Origin of the sequence: Hyunsoonleella aquatilis (assembly GCF_014270105.1) — a bacterium.
GTDB lineage: Bacteria > Bacteroidota > Bacteroidia > Flavobacteriales > Flavobacteriaceae > Jejuia > Jejuia aquatilis.
The window spans coordinates 216,569-238,684 of record NZ_JACNMF010000005.1 but is presented as its reverse complement, the minus strand read 5'-3'; the positions used below and the strand labels follow the sequence as shown (position 1 = coordinate 238,684).

Annotated in this window: 11 protein-coding genes and 1 tRNA gene; 6 read left to right on the top strand and 6 right to left on the bottom strand. The window is 34.8% G+C overall.

All coding sequences use genetic code 11. The features are described 5' to 3' along the window. Genes H7U19_RS14925 through H7U19_RS14915 form a run of 3 tightly spaced genes read left to right on the top strand, consistent with a single transcriptional unit; the run spans window position 1 to window position 10,786 of the window. Window positions 1–6,918: an AAA domain-containing protein gene (locus H7U19_RS14925; RefSeq protein WP_186563669.1), complete on the top strand. Its 6,918-nt coding sequence runs from the start codon at window positions 1–3 to the stop codon at window positions 6,916–6,918. Further along, on the top strand, window positions 6,915–10,112 hold the full coding sequence (locus H7U19_RS14920; protein ID WP_186563668.1) for a type I restriction endonuclease subunit R: 3,198 nt from the start codon (window positions 6,915–6,917) through the stop codon (window positions 10,110–10,112). The genes H7U19_RS14925 and H7U19_RS14920 overlap by 4 nt, the downstream gene beginning before the upstream one ends. Then, on the top strand, window positions 10,112–10,786 hold the full coding sequence (locus H7U19_RS14915; RefSeq protein WP_186563667.1) for a M48 family metallopeptidase: 675 nt from the start codon (window positions 10,112–10,114) through the stop codon (window positions 10,784–10,786). The genes H7U19_RS14920 and H7U19_RS14915 overlap by 1 nt, the downstream gene beginning before the upstream one ends. 117 nt (window positions 10,787–10,903) lie before the next feature. Here H7U19_RS14915 and H7U19_RS14910 read toward each other — a convergent pair. After that, window positions 10,904–10,988 (bottom strand) — tRNA-Ser (locus H7U19_RS14910). A gap of 205 nt (window positions 10,989–11,193) precedes the next feature. On the opposite strand from H7U19_RS14910, the gene H7U19_RS14905 reads away from it, so the two are divergent. From H7U19_RS14905 to H7U19_RS14895, 3 genes are all read left to right on the top strand, one after another. Continuing rightward, window positions 11,194–11,838, top strand: a complete 645-nt coding sequence (locus H7U19_RS14905) for an NAD(P)H-dependent oxidoreductase (protein WP_246454822.1) — start codon at window positions 11,194–11,196, stop codon at window positions 11,836–11,838. Window positions 11,839–11,954: 116 nt separating this feature from the next. After that, entirely contained in the window at window positions 11,955–13,148 is a 1,194-nt protein-coding gene (locus tag H7U19_RS14900; RefSeq protein ID WP_186563666.1) for a DegT/DnrJ/EryC1/StrS family aminotransferase, read from the top strand. Between the two features lie 90 nt (window positions 13,149–13,238). Next, the gene (locus tag H7U19_RS14895; RefSeq protein ID WP_186563665.1) at window positions 13,239–14,786 is read left to right on the top strand and encodes a glycoside hydrolase family 16 protein; all 1,548 of its coding nucleotides are present in this window, start codon (window positions 13,239–13,241) and stop codon (window positions 14,784–14,786) included. Window positions 14,787–15,281: 495 nt separating this feature from the next. Here the strand turns inward: H7U19_RS14895 and ribB are convergent, their stop codons facing one another. From ribB to H7U19_RS14870, 5 genes are all read right to left on the bottom strand, one after another. Continuing rightward, complete coding sequence (gene ribB, locus H7U19_RS14890; RefSeq protein ID WP_186563664.1) at window positions 15,282–16,427, bottom strand: 3,4-dihydroxy-2-butanone-4-phosphate synthase; 1,146 nt, start codon at window positions 16,425–16,427, stop codon at window positions 15,282–15,284. A gap of 31 nt (window positions 16,428–16,458) precedes the next feature. Then, a complete protein-coding gene (locus H7U19_RS14885; RefSeq protein WP_186563663.1) occupies window positions 16,459–18,504 on the bottom strand; it encodes an LptF/LptG family permease in 2,046 nt (681 codons plus the stop codon). Window positions 18,505–18,517: 13 nt separating this feature from the next. Then, on the bottom strand, window positions 18,518–19,156 hold the full coding sequence (lolA1, locus tag H7U19_RS14880; RefSeq protein ID WP_186563662.1) for an outer membrane lipoprotein periplasmic chaperone LolA1: 639 nt from the start codon (window positions 19,154–19,156) through the stop codon (window positions 18,518–18,520). Window positions 19,157–19,166: 10 nt separating this feature from the next. Continuing rightward, window positions 19,167–21,563 (bottom strand): DNA translocase FtsK, encoded by a 2,397-nt coding sequence (locus H7U19_RS14875; protein WP_186563661.1) that lies wholly within the window; start codon window positions 21,561–21,563, stop codon window positions 19,167–19,169. 99 nt (window positions 21,564–21,662) lie between these two features. Further along, window positions 21,663–22,106 (bottom strand): DinB family protein, encoded by a 444-nt coding sequence (locus H7U19_RS14870; RefSeq protein WP_186563660.1) that lies wholly within the window; start codon window positions 22,104–22,106, stop codon window positions 21,663–21,665. Window positions 22,107–22,116: the final 10 nt, after the last annotated feature.

The window sequence follows — 22,116 nt, the reverse complement described above, 5'->3', positions numbered from 1 at the left end:
ATGAAAATCAAAAACATCCAACAATATCGTTCCCTGTACAAAACGGTGATTAGAGATTTGCCTTCTCGAGATGAAAATTTTATTGGTAATTACCTAATTGAAGAAAACTCTAAAAAAAAGAAATTTGGGTGGTTTGAAATTTATCACGGAGATAAAGAAGGATATGGTAAAGCAGAAGCTGGAATAGAAAATTTTTTACAAAGCTTTTTGGATATGGCCAAAGACGGTCAAGCAGTCTATGAGTTCTTGCAAAATGCTGTAGATGCAGAAAGCACCCATTTCACAATGATTTGGGATAAAGACCCTATTGATGGCAACTACTATTTGTTAGTGGCAAATAACGGTAATATGTTTAACGGTGATAGTATTCGCTCTATTCTAAATGTTGGTTCATCCACCAAAACAGCAGACAGTGAGACAATAGGAAAGTTTGGTATTGGTTTTAAATTAGCCCATAGGTTAGTGGGGAAAAACAACGGACTTGAAGAATTAATTAATGAAAATTCGGGTCCTATTTTATTTAGCTGGAAGAATTATGAAATTGAAAACCTTGCTAATGCTGAAACTCTCGAGCCAACGGAGATAGAATATAATTTAAATGAAAAAGGTAATCTTAATATCAAAGATGACTATCCTTGGCTATTTAAAATTCTAATTACATGTTTTCCGTGCTTACCAGAAAATGATAAAATAGATGAACTGCCTATAATGGCTAATGGAGCTTTAGCAGAAGTAAACCCATTCAATAACTCTGAATATAAGGTCTTGTCAAGATGGGTAAAGAAATATCGGCATATTCTTAATAGAAATACTTATAATGAAGGTGCTTTGTTTTTTATCAAATTGGGTTCGGGCAAGGAGACGGAATTAGATGAAATTAACTTAAAAGAAGGTGTCAAGTTTGCGTTAGCAATACTAAAAGAAACTACCGACGAGGTTGAAAAAACAGATAATCTACTTAAAACAGTTCAGTTAAAAGAAGAAGAACCTATCACATATCCAGAATTAGAGTATGTGAAATTTACCATAGATAAAAACTCTGAAAAAGATACGTATGCTTATATACGTTTTGGTGTGCAAACTTATGATGAACTTTCAGCAGAGCAACAAAATAAATTAAAGGAAGAAGCCAATGTAGAAGTGCTATTTGGTTTTAGAAAGCACAATCTAATTGAAGATTATTTTAAGGGAGCACCTAATTTATACTTGTATTTTCCATTATCAGAAGAGGTACATAACTTCAATTACGTGTTGCATTCCAATGCGTTTTACAAGGGTAGCTCAAGAACCTTTTTGCATAAGGGAAGTACAAATCAAGATGGTATAAACGAAAGATTACTCGAGACCATTGTAAATAAAATTGATGAAGAATTAAAACGGCTTTCAAATTCCGATATAGATTCTGAAAGACGATTATTTTTACATTTTTATGCTGCATTACTAACTTCCGGAAAGAGTGCAAATCAAGATAGATTGTGGATTGAAAAACCTTATATAAATCCTATAAATGAGTTACTCAAAAGATATATTCCAGTTAGGGAATCTTTAAATTCCAATGAGTTTTCCGTTGTATCAAATCCTGATGAAGTATTTATTAAGAAAACAAAAATAGATGTAGAGCCTCTTACTTGGGGATTAGAAAACGTAAAATGGTTTTATTGGAGTGATTCAGGTATTCAATTTGAATTATCCGCTATAACAAAGTTAAATATCAAAAATTTTGATTTAGGTAAATTGTTCATTTCAAACAATCAGGTGTTTAATTATTTAAATGGCTGGCTAAAACAAGAAAATAATTTAGATACCTTATTAAAAGAACTTAAAAATGTTCCTCAAGAAATAGTTTCCAATGCTATTTTTAAAGCAAACTTCTTTGAAACGAAACTGTTCAAGTTTAATAATTATGAATCTTTAAGTCCAAATGAAGTACAAGAAAAAGAATCTGAAGGTTATATTATTACTTATAATAAACTTAATAATATAAAAGACATATTAATTAAGCTAAAGTTCAATGTAACGGAACATAATTTTGAGGATTTTGATTTTAACCCTAAATATTTTAGTTTATTCAATAATAAATCTCAAGCAGGAGGTTATTTAAATGTAACAAAATTATTTAGTACAGTTGTTAAGAACGAAAACCTTAATAGTTTATCTGTCAAAGAGAAACATAATATATATGAGGCGTTTAGAACATTGAATGAAACACCTGGGGACAGAATTAAGGAATTGAAATTATTTAAAAACAATAACAATGTTCCTGCTCATTTTAAAAATTTATTAGCAGCTTCACAACACAATTGGCTTTCGAGGTTTTGTATTCATCCAGAAGAAAACAATACAGCCTATAAAAACTATTTAATTGATACTGATCAAGAAATTTATGAAGGTGTCATTTATCCTTTCTGGAAGGACATTTTAGAACATGTTTCAATTAATCAAAAGGAGTCTAAAGAGGTATTTGATGAAATAATCATTTTGTATGATAAAAGTAATTGGCAAGAAAAAGCCAATTATTTACTCAATACTTCTAAATTAATAATATATAAAGGAGAGGTTATCCATGTAGATGAAATTTATTTTAATGAAAAGTTAGCGCATCTATCTCAAGATAATTTTCAAAATATACAGGAGGTAATTCTGAAGTATTACAATGTGTATATTCCAGATGCTTGTATGTTGTCGTCTATGGATAAAGTGCCTTTTTCCTATAACCTCGCTAATATTGACAAAGATTTAGAAGTAGAGAAAATTAATAAAACAGAATTGCACTATTTGCTGTTGTTTTCAACTAAATGTGAATTAGATTTCTTTGAAGATAATTGTATTGTCCAAAATAATGGGGAATATACTATCGAATCAACAAACTCTAAACAACAAATATTTACTTCAAAAACAGCAATAATCAAATATGTTGGAACATACTATTCAGATGATTATGAACTCATACCTAACGAGTTTGCTTCTTTCAAAGCTAATATTGAGTTAGCAGAAAGTAATCTAGTAGAACATTTAATTGAGATTTTCAAAGAAGATAATGAGGATCAAGAATTGGATTTAATAGAGTTAGTTCTGGCAGAGCGTTTACAAGATAAAAAAGCACTTTTAGAAACCCTTACTTTTACGCCTTTAGATGCCTATTGGAATAATGAAAGAAGCAATAATTTATACTTAAAACTACTGAAAGAAGTAGTTGAAGGGGTTATTGCCGATGATGAATTAGAAACAATACAAGAAAAAATTAAAATTCTAAAAGATGAGTCAGAAATAATTATTGCAGATATAGACAGTGCGCAAGATTCTATTGAGGTTAAAAGAGGTGATAAAGACATTGTACTATCACAATCTCAAATATTAAATCTTGAAAATGCTGATAGTATTGAAATAATTCAACAAATCCATAATGATGCAATATCCCGTGAAATATTAAATCATCAAACAGCAGATAAGCTTTTCAAGATTTCCAGTGCTGGTGTGACTAATCAATTGGTTTCAAAATTTTTAGAAAACTTAAATAATAAGCAAATAACTAATAGCCACCAATTAGCATTTGTTTTATTGTCACAACAATTCAATAGTGAAAAAATTAAAGAGTTTTCAATTAAGTTCAATAATGAAAGATGGATGAAAATTGAGAATCAATTAATTATTTATTCAGAAAAAAATGAAGAGTTTATTGATTCAATGTTTATGATAAGTCAAGATTATGAGGGGATTCAAGAGTTGCTAAAATTAAATGATTTAGAGGCGTTTAATTATGGCAACAATGAAGATGACATCATAGCCTCAAAGTTTCTTTTTGTTAAGGGGTTTAATCCAGAAATATTAGTGAATGAAAAGGAGTTAGAAAGTAAATTAAATTACCTTTTCAATGGCTGGATAAATTTATCATCTCAAATTAGAGTTCATAAAAGAAAATTGGATTGGATAGATTATTTAAGTATTAATCCAAGAGAAAATATATTAAAAGGAATACGTACTGAAAATGAAATACCACCTAAAGAATTTAGTCACTGGGCTGGTGAAGATATTAACAAAATACAATTTTTAAGTGATCTTGGGTTTTGGAAAGGTGAGAATGTAATCCAAGGTTTAAGAAGTTATTTGTTAGGTGAATTAGGTAGCTTATCTGAAGAATTTAGTTTTGATAGGGTTAACAATAGCTTACTTTTAAACACCTTAAAAGGGCTTTCAGGTAAGTTTACAAGACTGAATAATAATCCGATAATAATTAATAATGAAGATACCAGACGAATCGAATTAATTGAAAAAATCATAAATCATCTTATTTCTAAAGAGCAAGATGGGATTCCGCGGTTAGTTTATCATACAATTGATAGTTTTAAAATTGTAATGTCTGAAGAAAATGATTTCTATTACATTAACGAAGATGTTCATAGTAAGTTAATAGACAATGAACAAAATAATTTAAATAGATTATACACTAGCGTTAATATTCTTAAGTTACCTATAACGGGTGTGGATGAATTTGTTCGTGATTTCAAAGAATTGAAATATGAAAAAACGTTTTTATCTGATATAAATGCTAATGAGCATAATGAACCCTTTTATCGTAATTGGAGGTCTGAAAATAACATACGGCTTATAAAACAGGATTCAATAGAGTTTCAAATTCTTTTTGATAATGATACAGAGGTGTTTGATTTAGGTGTTATAGAAGATGGTATATGTAACATTTCTGTCGGAGAATCTAATCAAGTAGTTATATACTATAAAAAAAGCACATCATTAGAGGAATTAAGTATTTCGTTGCAGGATGATAAACCAGAATTATCTGATGCTATTGAAGATATTATCGTGAGAAAAAACAGCATGTTATCAAAAATTTATGAGGCATATAACGCTGCAGATAAAGACGGTATTGAGAGCAGTCATTTAAAAGCATTGCAATCAGTTTTTAAACAAGAAGACTTAAAACACGAAAGAGAGAAGTTGTTGGAGAGTATTAAATCTGATAACAAATATTCATACAGTTGGTTCAAATCGTATTTAAACCTATTACTTACATTCGAAGACAAACAAGATACAACTCAGCAAAAATCTATCGTTTTTCAAGAAATTAAACGTTACAAATTTAAAGACAAGATTTCAAATAAATATTTTCTCTTATGTGGTGCTAACTCTCTTATACCTATCAATATTGAGGATTTTGAGGATTTTAGTATAACGTTAGTTCAAAAAAATAAAAGGAGGGTTAATATTGATGTTGAAGGAGTTTCTAAAAGAGGTCAAGACCTTTTAATTTTTTGTAGGACACCAATTCAACAAAATATAATTGATGGTTTCAAGGAAGTACTACAAGTGAAAATAAGTTTTTCACCAGTATTGCACTTATTGGAACTTTTAAAGAATGCTTTTTTTAATGAGACCAATATAGACACATGGGATAATATTAAAGAAAAGTTACCAAAATTAGAATTTATCTACGGTCCACCAGGTACTGGTAAAACAACAACAATATGTAAAAAGGTAGAAAGAATAGTTCAAGAGAAACATGATTCTAAATTTCTATTATTAACACCCACCAATAAAGCAGCAGATGTTGTTTGTAAAAAATTAATAGATAATCAACATAAGTATGAAAATGAGCAGGCTGAAATTGGGGATGAAAATGTATTTAGAATGCCAGTGTCAATGGTTAGAGTTGGTAGATCTACAGACGTAGAACTTGAAGAATATGACGAAAACCTATATAAAGAATCATTAGATCAAGATATAATAGACAATACACATCTTATAGCCTCAACAATACATCGAATACCCTATTATGATGTTTTTAATCAAGAAGCTAATTCTTCAACCAAACTATTTAAATTGGAAGAGTATTGGGACTATATAATTTTTGATGAGGCCTCTATGACTAATCTTCCTTATATAGTTTTTGCAATAATGGCAATCCATAAGTTTAATCCAGAGGCAAAATTTATAATTGCTGGAGACCCAAAACAAATTCCGCCTGTAGTTAATGTAACCGACAAGGAACTTGAAGAAATTGATATTCAAGATGAGAATATTTATACTATGATGGGGATTAATAGCTTTAATCCTCATGAACAAGAAAGAGACCGAAGGGAAAAAGATGTTATTCAAAACTTAACAACACAATATAGAAGCGTAAAATCAATTGGTCAATTATTTAGCGATCTATCATATAATAACTTGTTAAATCATCATAGAGAAGATGTTAATCATGCAGCAAAGGAATTGCCAGAAAATTTAAAAAAGTTAATAAATAAGAATGTTACATTTATAGATATACCATTGGATGTAGATAATTCCATTTTCAGAATAGACAAACTATTTTATAGTTCTTATCATACATACAGTGCCATTTTAGTAGCGGAAATTGTAAAATATTTTGACACTTTACTATCGGATTCTGAATCCTGGTCAATAGGCCTAATAGCACCTTATAAAGCTCAAGCAGTAATATTAAATAAGTTAATCACTTCATTTGGTATTTCGGATAAAATAAAAATTTATTCAGATACTGTTCACGGTTTTCAAGGTGATGAATGTGATATAATTTTCTTCATTGCTAATCCCAACAATATAAGATATACAGGGCATTATAAAAGTTTAATGTCTAAAGAGTATATCTACAATGTAGCTGTTAGTAGAGCAAAAGATTATTTAGTGATTTTACATCCTTTTGAGGTAATTTCTAATAATCTTTTCATCAATCAATTACGTGAATCATACGTTAGAAATTTTGGTGAGAATGCTATTAAAAATTACCAAGAGTTTGAAGAAGCTATATTTAAACAACCAGATTTTATAGAGAATAATTGTTATATAACTGGTCATGACAATGTAAATGTTTTTGGTCAAATTGAAATGAAGTATTTTATTAAGTCAAATGATAATGCTATTGACATACAATTGAGAAAACTATGATACTAACTAACGATAACCAGCATAGAGGTAATTTAGGACAATCCTTAAAACTTGATGAATACAACAAAGTTGAAAAACCTTTGATGGAGCAGCTTGTAGGTTTAGGATGGAATAAGGATAAAAATCAGGTATTGGAATTGCAGATGCAACAACAACCTGAAGAAAGCTTTCGCACTAACTTTTCCGAAGTAGTGTTGCAGCCTAAATTAAGGGAATCATTAAAGACCATTAACCCATTTTTAACAGATGGTCAAGTTGATGAAGTCACCCGTAAAATAACATCTTTTGATGGTAATAGCTTACTTGAAAACAATCAAAGAGTATTAAGTCTATTATTGGAAAACACTACAGTTTCAAGAAATGAAGAAACAGGCGAAGTGAGTCCAACGGTGCGCTACATTGATTTTGAAAATGTTGAGAATAACATCTTTACTGCTATTTCACAGTTTAAAGTAAAAGTAACAGGAACTGAACATCACATAATTCCAGATGTTGTATTATTTCTTAATGGGTTGCCTGTAGTTGTTATAGAGGCAAAATCACCTAAAGTTAAAGAACCAATACATGAGGCTATAGATCAATTGTTGAGGTACAGTGAACAACGTGGCAATACCGCAGAGGGTAACAAGGAATTGTTTTTCTACAATCAATTTATTATAACAACGTGTCGTACTGAAGCAAAATTTGGCACAATTACAACACACACAGACAAATATTTTTACAGATGGACAGACCCGTATCCAAGAAAACTGAATGATTTGGTACATGGTAAATCATCACCTAATGACCAACAGCGTTTAGTGGCAGGCATGCTGGATAGAAGAAATTTGTTGGATATAATTAGAGTGTTTACAATATTCAGCACAAATGATAAGGGGAAGAAAATTAAAATAGTAGGGCGTTATCAGCAATTTAGAGCTGTTAAATTAGCAACTAAAAGACTTTTAGAAGGTAAAAATCCAATTGAACGAGGTGGGATAATTTGGCATACTCAAGGTTCAGGAAAGTCATTAACTATGATGTTTATGGTTCGTGAAATGAAATTAAAGCCAAAATTAATGTCATGGAAAATTGTTTTTGTTACTGATAGAACCCAGTTGGAAGAACAATTGGCAGAAACTGGTCAAAATGTTGGATTTACAATAAAGGTTGCCAATTTCATAAATCAAAAAACAAATCCTGATGGACAAAGCTTAAAGGAATTATTATCAAATGATAATTCAGATTTGGTAATGGCTATGATTCACAAATTTCAGGAAAATGGAGATTTGACTGGTTTGGAATTATTTCCAGAATTAAACCAAAGTCCTAATGTTTTGATAATGACTGATGAAGCACATAGGTCACAATATTCAATTTTGGCTGCAAATTTAGATAAGGCATTACCTAATGCAACATCTATCGGTTTTACTGGTACACCTACAGACAAAACTGAAAAGAAATATAAGGATTACATTGATAAATATACAATGCGTCAAGCAATTGATGATGGTGTTACTTTAGAGATAGTCTATCAAGGATTTACAAATAATGCGGAGGTAGAAGATGCAGATGGTATGGACAAAAAATTCGAAGATGTATTTAGTGAGTACAATTTAACCGAGAGAATGAAAATACTTGGTTTTGGTAGTAGAGATGCATATTTAGAAGCCATAGAAACCATACGCTCAAAGGCAAAAAGTATGATAGGCCATTATGTTGAGCATATTTTCTCAAATAAGTTTAAAGCGCAAATTGTAGCAAACTCAAGAGAATCAGCGGTTAGATATAAAGCAGCAATCGATGAAGCATTAAAAGTAAGAATTACAGAATTAAAGCAGGAAAATCCCTTGAAAGTGGATTTAACCTTATTAGAGAAATTGGAAACTGCAGTTGTTATTTCCGGTAGTCATAATGATGAACCACATATAAAAGTATTTACTAACAAAGCATACCATAAGAAAAGTATAAAAAGGTTTAAACTGCCTTTTGAGAATATTGATGAAGAAGATAATTCTATTGATGGAAATGTGGGTATTATAATAGTGAATAACATGCTGTTGACTGGTTTTGACGCACCAATTGAACAAGTTATGTATATTGATAGAATTATTGTAGCGCATAATTTATTACAAACTATAGCTAGAGTTAATCGTATTGGTCCAGAAGGTAAGGATAAAGGTTTTGTGGTAGACTATGTTGGTGTTGGTCATCATATCAAAAGAGCTTTAGACACCTATTCTGATAAAGAAGCTCAAGATATAATTAATTGTTTATCAAATGATGAAGAAGAATTGAATGAACTTAGGAAACTGCATAATGAGATTTGGAAGTTTTTAAAGGACAATGGTTTGGATGATTTAGAAGATATTGACGCGTTTTATGATGTTTTTTATGACGAAGACATACGATTCGACTATATCAACCTATATAAGCAATTAACAACGGCGTTTAATACAGTTTTACCAAGAAAGGAGGCTCTTGATTATCTCCATGATTGGCGTTCATTTACTGAAATAAATGTATTGGCAAAAAGGCATTTCAGAGATGATCGTTTTAGCATGAAAGGTATTCCAAAAAAATTGAGAGGTATTGCTGATGAGTTTTTAAAGTCTAAAGGGATTGAAGAAAAAGTAGCACCCATTTCAATAATTGCAGACGATTTTCAAAAAAATGTAACTAACAAAAAAAGGGAGAAAACAAAAGCAGCCGAAGTTGAACATGCTATTCGGCATTATATAGATATAAACATAGATGAGGATCCAGAGTTATTTGCATCCTTTTCACAAGCGTTAGAAGAGATTCTTAAAAACTTTCAGGGAAATTGGAAATTGATATATGAAGAATTGGAGAAATTGAGGGAAAAGATTAAGAACCGTGAAAAAGAAGAAACTTATGGGTTAGATAGGAAAAAGCAAATGCCATTCTTCAGGATATTTAAAGCTGAAATATTCGATAATCGTGATTTAACTGAAGATGAAATAGCTCAAAATGTTAATCTCACTCAACACAGCTATAATTTGGTCAAGACAGAGTTAGAATTAACTGGTTTTTGGGAAAGTCCACCAGCACAATTAAAATTAAAAGCAGAGTTACAAAAATTACTATTGTCACCTCAATTTAGTAAGCTGCCCAAGATAATTGCGAACAGAAAAGCAATAGTGTCAAGAGTTATGGAAGTTGCAAAAACTAATCATTATAAAATTATTGATTAATGCAGTTGGAATACATTGTAAAATATAGTGATAGAAAAACATTGAACATTACCGTTGAGAGAGATAGGTCTATAGTTGTAAGAGCGCCTAAAAGCTTATCAAGTGAGAGAATCAAAGAGATGGTATATGAAAAGAGACAATGGATTAAAGAAAAAATGAATCATATTCAGAAGTATCCACTTAATTATTCTCCAAAAGAGTTCGTTTCCGGAGAGACGTTATTGTATTTGGGGAAAAACTATCAGTTGTTAATTAAAGAAGAGGATTTTGATGGAGTAGAGTTTAATCAAAGGTTTATGATTTCAAAATGCCATCAACAAGAATCAAATCGACTGTTTACGGTTTGGTATAAAATCAAAGCGCAAGAAAAATTAGTACCTCTTGCAAAAAAGTATGCTAAAAATTTAGGGGTTGAGTTTAATGAATGTAAGGTGTCAGAAATGAAATATAGGTGGGCTTCCTGTACACCTAAAAATAACATTATTTTTAATTGGAGAATCATAAAGGCTCCAATGTATGTAGTTGAGTATTTAGTCGCTCACGAGTTGGTTCATTTAATTGAAAATAATCACACGCAAAGGTTTTGGCATATTTTATCAATTCAGATTCCTAATTACGAAAAAGCCAAAAATTGGTTAAAACTAAATGGATATTTGTTAGAAGTTGATTTTTGATTGATAAATCAACGTTCATAATATGCAGATATTGAAGAATAAGGCGCATATACTTACACCTGATTTTACACCTCAAAAAATAAACCCCTGTAAATCAATTGATTACAAGGGTTTTTGCGGAGAAAGAGGGATTCGAACCCCCGGAGGTGTGACCCTCAACAGTTTTCAAGACTGCCGCATTCGACCACTCTGCCATTTCTCCAGTGTCTTTTGCGTTTGCCTTTCAGCGGGCTTGCCCGCCGAAGCGATGCCAGAGGCATTGCGTAGGCGGGTGCAAATATAGAACCCTTTTTTAATTCTTTCAAATAAAACCTTATCTTTTTAAATAAATTTACACCATTTCACGATTGCCATATTTTATGGCCTTTTTTGAAAAAATAACGTTTTCAAACCTTATTTTTGCACAAATGGAAACAGCAATAATGGACACGGTGAAGCAGTTAAAATGGAGGTACGCCACTAAAAAATTTGATGCTCAAAAAAAACTTTCCAAAGAAAAGTTAGAGGTACTAAAGCAGGCGTTTAATCTAACCGCAACCTCTTATGGGCTACAAACCATTAAAATGGTGGTATTAGAAAACAAGGCCGTCAGGGAACCGCTGGTGGAGCACGCCTTTAACCAAAAGCAGGTTTTGGATGCCTCGCACCTGCTGATAATTTGTATCCAAAATAACATTCTTGATGAGGACGTCGTTAAATATTATGACAACATCAAGGGTATACGAAATACCGCCGAAACCATTTTGAAACCTTACCGTGAAGGCCTTATACAAATGATGGAAAAGATGTCCGTTGACGAACGCCAAAGATGGTCTACTAATCAAGCGTACATCGCCTTGGGCAACCTCATGACCGTCTGCGCTATGGAAAGTATAGATTCCTGCCCAATGGAAGGTTTCGTTCCAGCAAAGTTTGACGACATTTTAAAGCTAACCGACAAGGGCTTAAAATCCGTATTACTGTTACCCGTAGGTTATCGCGCGGAAGACGATATGTTTTCAGAATTCAAAAAAGTTAGAAAACCAATAGAGGAAGCCGTCGTAGAGATATAAATTATTTGGGCGTTACCCGCAAGGGGTCGGGCTTTCACTACTCGCTCTCTGCGAGGAGCTCAAACAGGCCGTTCAATCCCTAACGCAAAGCCCAGAAAGAAAAAAATAAGAAACATATGCCAGGATTTGAATTATTTGGAAATTTAGAGAGAAAGGAAGTCAACGACGTGTTGGACAATGGCGTCATCATGCGCTATGGATTTGACGGCATGCGCAAAGGCCATTGGAAAGCTAAAGAACTTGAGAAGGAATTGCAGAGCACCTTTCAATCCAAATATGTGCAATTGGTATCCAGTGGTACTGCGGCCGTTTCAGTAGCTTTGGCATCAGCTGGTGTTGGAGCAGGGGATGAGGTAATTATGCCCACTTTTACATTTGTGGCCAGTTTTGAGGCCATAATGATGCTCGGGGCCATTCCCATTTTGGTGGATGTGGATGACACTTTAGGCCTATGTCCTAAATCTGTAGAAAAAGCCATTACCCCAAAAACAAAAGCCATTATGGTGGTACATATGTGCGGTAGTATGGCCAATATGGATGCACTTCTGGCGATAGCTGACAAACATAATTTACTGGTAGTGGAGGATGCTTGTCAGGCGATTGGAGGCACTTACAAAGGAAAACCCCTAGGAAGTATTGGCGATTTAGGCTGTTTCTCTTTCGATTTTGTAAAAACCATTACCTGTGGTGAGGGAGGCGCCGTAATCACTGATAACGAACAATTTTACTTAAACGCTGACCATTATAGCGACCATGGTCATGACCACATTGGTAATGACCGAGGAGCAGAATCGCATCCGTTTTTGGGCTATAATTTTAGAATTTCAGAATTGCACGCTGCTGTGGGATTGGCTCAAGCTAGGCGTCTTCCTGAATTTTTGGCCATTCAAAAGCGAAATTTTGAAATTATTAGGGAGGCCTTAGCTGAGATTCCAGAAGTAACTTTTAGAACAGTTCCTGAGGGAGGAGCGGAAAGTTGTGCCTTTTTAAATTTTTCATTGCCAGATTTAGAAACAGCCACAAAAGTATCGGAGGCCTTCAAGCAAAACGGTGTGGATGCCTGTTGGAATTACTACAATAACAATTGGCATTACATCAGGAAGTGGGAGCATCTTAAAGACTTAAAATCTTTGCACCCGATTTCAAAAGAAGTCAAGGATGGACTTAGGTATCTTCAAACCAAATCATTCGAGCAATCCGATCATTTTATCGGCCGTAATATCTCGTGTTTGATAAAACTGTCTTGGACAGAGAGAGAAGTGGCAGAAAGGGCGAAAAAGATGGTTGAAGCGATAAAAGTATCTCTGTAGATTAATATTCCTCGGATTGTATTGTTTTTGTAGTGGTGGAATTGTTTTTTACCAATTGGATGATATCTAAATTTGTAAAAAACGCCATCCATGAAGAAAAAATACTATTTCTCTTATTTAGTCCTTTTCATTTGTTTACAATTAAGTTTTGCCCAACAAACCCCAATAGATTTCTCAAATAGTTCACATACATTTTCTAGTTGGGGGGGTAGTTCCTTTTCGGTTATTCCGGATCCGGTTGATTCCAATAACGATGTCGGTAACTTTTTTCGAAACACTTCGCCTTTAGAACAGGGGAATTATATTGACTTAAGTAGGCCAATAGATTTGGATGTGGAAGATGAAATTACATTAAGATTTTATGCCGACGACCCGCTTATTCATACAATTATAGTAAAGCTTGAAAATGGAACGAACCCTAGTGTTGAGGTGAGTCAAACTTTATCTTCAGAAAAAACATGGACAAATTTGACATTCGATTTTTCCACCGTTGCCGGCACTGGTCAATATAGCAGATTAACTATACGGATTGATGACGGTAGCACCACCCCTGGGGCGTTTCAAATTGATGATATCAATGATGGCAATGTAGTTACAGACCCTAATGCCTTGGACGTAATCTATAATGATTTGGTTTGGTCAGATGAATTTGATAGTAGTACAAGTCCTGAAGTTATTGATGGCTCTAAGTGGCATCATCAAACCATTGGCCCTAACGGCGGACAATGGTTCAATTTTGAAGAACAGCACTACACGGACAGAATTAATAATTCCTTTATGGTAAATGGGAACTTGCACATTGTTGCCAGAAAAGAAACGTACACCAATCAAGGTGTTACTTTGGATTATACTTCCGCTAGATTGAACTCCAAGTTTGCATTTACTTACGGGAGGGTAGACGTTAGGGCGCAATTGCCTGCGGGCACAGATGGCACATGGCCTGCCATTTGGACTTTGGGCAAAAATATTACTGAAACAGGAGCGTATTGGCAAACCCAAGGTTTTGGAACTACACCTTGGCCAGATTGTGGTGAAATAGATATAATGGAGCACGGTTTGCACGACGCTACCAACGAAACTTCGGTCGCCATACATACCCCTTCCAGTAATGGCAATACTGTAAATACGGATAAGCAAGTGTTAAGCGATGTCACTACCAATTTTCATGTTTATTCAGTTAATTGGTCTCCCAATCAAATTACATTTTTAGTGGATGGAGTGGGGTTTTATACTTATAATCCCGCAGTAAAAGACGCCAGTACCTGGCCATTTGATTTAGATCAGTATTTGATTTTGAACGTAGCTATGGGCGGTATATCCGGTGCTATTGATCCGTCGTTTACACAAAGTGCCATGGTGATTGATTATGTGAGGGTGTACCAAAATAACGGTCTGAGCATTGATGAAAATGATACAAACTTGTTCAAAGTTTATCCCAACCCTTCCGAAACCAAAATTAATATTCAAGGGAATGGCGCTATTGATAACATTGAGCTTTTCGATACCTATGGCAAGTTGATAAAACGTCAACGAAACGCCATATCCACTTTGGATGTTTCGGATGTATCCTCAGGATTATACTTGCTCAGTATTCAGTCTGGTTCTAAAACGGAAATCAAAAAAGTATTGGTTCAATAAATGCTCATTTTTTTAAGTTCGTTTTAAAAAAAATTGTAATTTTAAAGAAGTTAAAAGGCTGGCATTATTGTAATTATGTCAGTGACATTCTTTTTAGTTTCTCATCCTTTTCCATACCTGATGATAGCACAATGGTAAGTCAAAAAAGGAATAGTTTCAAATGAATTGCTATTCGCATATGATTTGTAGTGTGGTGTATTTCTATCAATTTTCAATATTGTAAGACATTACATGGTCTTTGACTCTACCATTTTTTAGAAATTATTAATCTTTTAAAAAATGTGCTATGACATCAAAAATTACAATCCTCTCCGTTTTTTAAGGTTTCGATGCTCACGTTTCGAAATAGGTTCGATGTAAAAGAAAGGAAGCAGAAATCTTAAGTCATTGTTTTAAATCGACAATCGACTTAAATACTATAAAAATTCTTTCTGAAAATTCTTAAAATGCTATTAACCAAGGAAAGGGGAGATGCTGTTTACTAGCGCTTCCCTTTTAGTATTTCACATACTCCGTAATCTCCAGCCCATAACCGATCATGCCCACACGTTTGGTTCTTTCGCTGTTAGAAATCAGGCGAAGCTTATGGATGTTTAGATCATGAAGGATTTGTGCCCCTATTCCAAAATCTCTAGTGTCCATATTAATTTTTGGAGCTTTAGAAATAATATTGTTTTGCTGATGCGCCTTCAAGTAGGCCAATCGACTAAGAATATTTGTTGCCTTTACTTCTTGGTTGATAAAAATAATAGCCCCTTTGCCCTTATCGTTAATTGTTTTGAACATGGCGTCCAGTTGCTCGTCGATATTGTTCGTAAGCGTACCAAGAATATCATTGTTCACCAAAGTGGAATTAATTCTGGTCAAAACAGGTTCGTCATCCTTCCATTGACCTTTTGTCAAGGCAATATGTATTTGGTTGTTAGTAGTCTGCTTGTAAGCTCTTAATCGATATCTTCCAAATCGCGTTTCGATTTCAAAATCTTCTTTTTTCTCGATTAAAGAATCATGTTGCATCCGGTAGGCCACCAGATCTTCAATAGACACAATTTTTAAATCAAATTTTTTGGCTACTTCTATCAATTGAGGGAGCCGTGCCATGGTGCCGTCTTCGTTCATAATCTCGACAATAACACCTGCTGGTTTAAGCCCGGCCAAACGGGCAAAATCTATAGCGGCTTCGGTATGCCCCGTTCGTCGTAAAACACCACCTTCTTTGGCAACCAATGGGAAAATATGCCCGGGTCGAGCAAGTTCAAATGATTTTGTTCCTTGATCGATGAGGGCCTTTATGGTTTTTGCTCTATCGCCGGCAGATATACCCGTGGTAACACCATTACCTCTTAAATCCACAGAAACTGTGAATGCCGTTTCCATGGGGTCCGTATTGTTATTTACCATCATGTTCAGCTCCAATTCCTTGCAACGGGTTTCGGTCAAAGGCGTACAGATTAAACCTCGCCCGTGAGTGGCCATAAAGTTAATCATTTGCGGAGTTACCTTGTCCGCTGCCGCAACAAAATCCCCTTCGTTTTCCCGATTCTGGTCATCTACCACAATGATAACCTTGCCATTTCTAATATCTTCAATGGCATCATGGATGGTGTTTAATTTGAATACAGGGGTATGGTTCGTTGTCATAGGTTCTGCTATCATTTTGCAAAGATATGTCTTATTTTAAACTCTCCAGACAATTTCGTTTTAAGTCTTCCTTGTGTTTGAATCTAAAAAACACAAAGGTTATGAAATATAGCGGAAACCCAAAAATGAGAACTAGGAGGTTGGGTTTCCTTCTAGGCTTTTTGATGTGCGTGTAAAATGTATTGAGATTCAAAATGGATTTAAGATAGTATATGGCATACAAAATAAAAGACACCATGCTAAGTTGAATAGATGCCGATGCAACTGAGGGCAATTTGTTGTTTTTGAACACAAAAAACAGAACCAATAAGATAGCTCCAATTGTGTAGAGCGTTATCGCGAATTTTGAGTGGTCTACATAATCTTTTGAAATATCCTGAGAAGTCTCAAAATCATTGCTTATTTCAATTCCTTTTTCATTGAATTCACTGGTGGGTATTTCGCGACTGTTCAAAAGTTTAATAGCTTCGTAGCGGGTATTTTCGCTGTAACCCAAAGATTCATAATTATTAATCGCATCAGCAAGTTTTTCATTTGTAAATGATTGTAAAAACTTAAAACTTTCTTTATTCTTTTCTTTGATGTTGAAAGCCCTTTTCAACGGAACAGTAATGCTGTCGAAATCGAATAGACTTCGATCTGCCGTTGCCCTTCTTGTTAGAAATACGCTTAACGGCAACATAATCAAAGTAGAAAACCAGCTGGCCAAAACAGGGTTGAAGTCTCCAGATTTGGCACTGTTCAAAGCGAAAATTCCAATAAAGTGGTAGGTTAAAAACAACAGAATAGCGATCACCATGGGCAGGCCAATACCTCCCTTTCTGATCAATGCACCCAATGGTGCACCTACAAAGAAAAGGATGACGCAAGCAAATCCTAATGCCAATTTTTCATGAAAAGCAATAATATGTTTGTTGAACCAAACCTTTTTCGGTTTTAGGGTTGACTTCTTATTACGAATTACCTGTGTGGCACTATTGACCACGCTAATGGCGTTTGTAAGGTAGCCAATGTTTTTCTTATTACTAAACAGCTCCAAAATATTCCCTGCGTAGATAGAATCCACATCAACAATCTTTTTTTTCTTGGTTTCATCGATATTATCAAAACCTACATCGTCAGGTAAACCTGCTGCCTTTTTTAGGCTTTCCCTATCTTCTGTTATTTGAACATACTTCGTAATACTGGCGCGATTGTAAAGTACTTTGCTAAACTGCTCAATGCTTTTGTCGTGCTCAATCGTGAGTGAATCAATGGTATAATCCAAATCACTTAAATTAAGCATGTTGTATTTGTTGGTATAGGACTTATCCTCAATATCCACATTGTTGAATTGCGATAAATCGATATTAATAATATACTGGTCAAAAGTGCTCTTTACGAAAGGTTTTTTCTTGCGCTCCTTTATTTTTCTTGGATACAAATCATTGTAATAGTTGCCGTCCTTTAAAATCAATTTTAAAACATCCGAATCTTCACTACCCTCCAATTCACCTGTTTTGGATACAATAGTGGTGCTATTCCGTAGGCCGCTTTTGTCTTTAATATGAATGACAACATCTTTAAGAAATTGTCCTCTGTCTCCAGACTTTTCTTCAACCTTAATATTGTAGGTGCCAATTTCGTTAAACTGTCCCTCAGCAATTGCCATGGCAGGTTTTAGCTTGGCGATGTTTTTCCTAAGGTTATAGGAATTGTATTCGGCCCATGGAATCACATTGTTTGAAAAGAAAAATGTAGTGATGGCCAAGAGTACAATAAAGACACTGAGGCCAGACATAGCGCGTTGTAATGAAATCCCGGTAGATTTCATGGCAGCAAACTCGTAGTTTTCGGCAAAATTCCCAAAAACCATAATGGAGGTGAGCAGAATGGTAAGTGGAAGCACCAAAGGCATCAGCTTCGGGAGGAAATAAACAATGAATTTGACAATTATGCCGATATCCAAATCCTTTCCCGCCAATTCCTTGATATATAGCCAAATGGTCTGTAGGACAAAAATCAAGACCAAAATGACAAAGACGCTAAGAAACGTCTTTAGATATGTGGTTAGTATGTAGCGGTCTAGAATCTTCAATTCGGCAATTTACCTAATCCAGTTTATTGATATAATAATCCTGATATTTTGAGGCATCAAAGGTAAATAAGGTTTTCGATAAAGGTTCGTTCGTTTTGAAAGAATTAACGGTTAATGTCGTTTTTGTCCCGTTTTTACCTACCTGAATCAAATTGTAAATATGCTTTGTGGTAGCATCAACGCCTAAAAGGATATATTTTATTTCAGAATTGGAATCGATGGGCGTCAGCTTCACATATTGAATTTTTCGACCCTTTATATTCTGGACGATATCCATTTCATAAGTGTATCCATCTTCATAAAACGACAGCATTTTGCTAGGAGTGATAGCATCGGCTTGGTCTTCCGCCTGTGATGAAATGGTTACCTCTTCGTCCTCTGGGCTGATGGTATATAGTGTTTTGCCATCGAACATGCGGGTGATGCCTAAAATATTCAATTTGTAATTATCACCTTGAAGAATCACATCGCCACGGGTTTCTTGTTTTACATTTTCAGCAGTATTTTCTAAAATGTATTTAAAATCAATTTCTATGTTATCGTAACCTTTCACTTTTTGGGATACTTCGTTTAGTAAGTCTTTTCCCTTATTTTGGGCAATTCCCGAAAGGATTGAAAAAGTTAGGAATAGAATCGTGATAATCGGTTTCATTTTTTTTGAATTAAATTTCGTTTTCTAACATTTGGTCCAAGGTCGTCAAATCTGGCACTAAAACTTGCCTAGCCTTGCTACCTTCAAAAGGGCCCACTATACCTGCGGCTTCCAATTGGTCAATCAATCTCCCTGCTCTATTGTAGCCCAGTTTCAGCTTTCGTTGCAATAACGATGCAGAGCCTTGCTGTGCAGTAACAATCACCACGGCTGCATCTTTAAAAAGGCTGTCCCTTTCCGATATGTCTATATCAATACCTGTGCCACTTTCCTCGCCTATATATTCAGGGAGCATATATGCATCGGGGTATGCCTTTTGGGAGCCAATAAAGTCTGTAATTTGTTCTACTTCGGGAGTGTCCACAAAGGCACATTGTACTCTTATAACGTCATTTCCTTGGGTAAAAAGCATGTCGCCTCTCCCAATGAGTTGATCGGCTCCCGAACTATCCAAAATGGTTCGTGAATCGATTTTCGAAGTTACCCTAAAAGCAATCCGTGCAGGGAAGTTGGCTTTGATGATACCCGTGATAACGTTTACCGAGGGGCGTTGTGTGGCAATGATTAAGTGAATGCCAATGGCACGGGCTAGCTGCGCTAAACGCGCAATTGGGGCTTCAACCTCTTTTCCAGCTGTCATAATTAAATCGGCAAACTCATCCACCACTAAGACGATGTAAGGCAAAAATTGATGGCCTTCATTCGGGTTTAACTTCCGTTCCTTAAACTTTTTGTTGTACTCGGCAATGTTACGGCACATGGCATTTTTGAGCAACTCGTAGCGGTTGTCCATTTCAATACAAAGGGAATTCAACGTATGGATCACTTTGGTATTGTCTGTAATAATCGCCTCTTCGCTATCCGGTAGTTTGGCCAAATAATGGCGCTCGATTTTATTGAAAAGGGTTAGTTCCACCTTTTTCGGGTCCACCAAAATAAACTTTACTTCTGCGGGATGTTTTTTGTAAAGCAATGAAGTCAAAACAGCATTTAAACCAACGGACTTACCTTGCCCTGTAGCACCTGCCATTAGGAGGTGGGGCATTTTTGCCAAATCTACCACAAAGGTTTCATTACTGATGGTTTTTCCTAAGGCAATCGGCAACTGCATTTTTGAGCCTTGAAATTTTTTGGAGGCAATTACCGATCGCATGGACACAATCGTCGCATTTTTGTTAGGCACTTCAATACCTATGGTGCCTTTTCCGGGAATAGGCGCAATAATTCGGATACCGAGCGCGGCAAGGGATAGGGCAATATCGTCTTCTAGGTTTTTAATTTTCGAAATCCGAATCCCTGCCTCAGGAACAATTTCATAGAGCGTTACAGTAGGCCCAATCGTCGCTTTTATGCTGGCAATCCCAATTTTATAGTTATTGAGGGTCTCAACAATTTTATTTTTGTTTTCTTCAAGTTCTTCTTGATTGATGGTAATACCCTCAGTGTCGTATTTCTTTAAAAGGTCAAGCGTTGGAAACTGATATTTTGCCAATTCTAAGGTTGGGTCAAACTGGCCAAAATCCTCCACCAATTTGTTGGCAATATTATTCGTTTCTGAAACCTCTTCTTTAACGGCTTCAACTTTTATCTCAAGTTCAGGTTCTTCAATCACCTTTTTTTTAGAAGGTTTAGCAACTTCTGTTTTAACTTCAACTTTAGGCTTTGAAACTACCTCTATATCCGTATCGTTTTTATCCAATGGGATTTCATATGCCGATTTGATGGATGCCGCTTCTTCGGATAAATTGTTGTCAAAAGCTATTATTGTATCTTCGGAAGCGTCATCTTTAGGTTTTGAAAACTCTGTTTTGATATTCTTTTTAGCTGATTTGAAGAGATTGGTAATGCTTTCAAAAGTCACCTTAAAACGCATAGCCAGATAGGTAATCAAGCCAAAAACCAAAAGAAGAACAGTACCGACTTTCCCTATAAAATCTTGTAAAAAAGTATTGATTTCAAACCCGATAGTACCTCCAAGGATATCATTTTCGTTACCAAAAAAACCAAAAAGGATAGAGCACCAGATCACAATAAGAGTCCCCCAAAACCAGTGCTGTCGCAGTTTCGCTTTGCGGATATTCATGAGTACGTAAACTCCCGAAAGGAATATCAAACCAGCAAAAATAAACGAGGCGATACCAAAGCCCCTCTCAATAAAAAAATGGCTTAACCAAGCACCGAACTGGCTTGCCCAGTTTTTGGTTTTGGTATCCCTGGAAGGAAAGGTGTCTATGGCACTTTGGTCGGCTTCACCAGTAAATATGAAGGAAACGAAAGAAATAAATAACAAGAGCCCCACAATCACCAAAAAACTGCCAAACACCAATTTCTGCTGGTTGGACAGCTTAAAACTGGGTTTTTTGAATGTCTTTTTAGTAGGTTTTTTAGTTTTGGTTCTCTTCGCCATTATGAGCGCTAGTTTCAGCAAAAATACAAATTACTAACGTTTATCCTAGGTGGAATAGTATTTTAATAGGGCAGTATTGTCGATATATATGGGGGTGTTTTATTTCACGATTTGATTGACGTGATGTTCCAAGTGAATGACGTAATCGTTAATTAAAAATCTCAAATCCGAAACGTGGCCTTCATTCAACTGCACCATAAAGTTTAATGTCGTTTCAGTTTGTTGCCCAATAATAAACAATATTCTTTTATTGAGGGCCAACCATAAATCGATAAGTTCTTTTGTGTCTGAGTTTTGATAATTATTTGCATTAATCAATCCTAATTGGCTATAGGGCCTGTATATGTAGGGTTTGTTTTCGAATTGAATCTCAGTAAATCGTTGTAAGTTATTAATGGCGGAATCAATTAAATGCCCTAAAATTTCTTTTTTAGACCATTTTGACGGTGAAGGCTTTCTTTTCAAATCTGACTCTGACGCATTTTTCAAATATCCGTGCCCAGCTGATATCAAGCGCTTCAGATTTTCCGGAGTCGTTTCCATTTACATATTT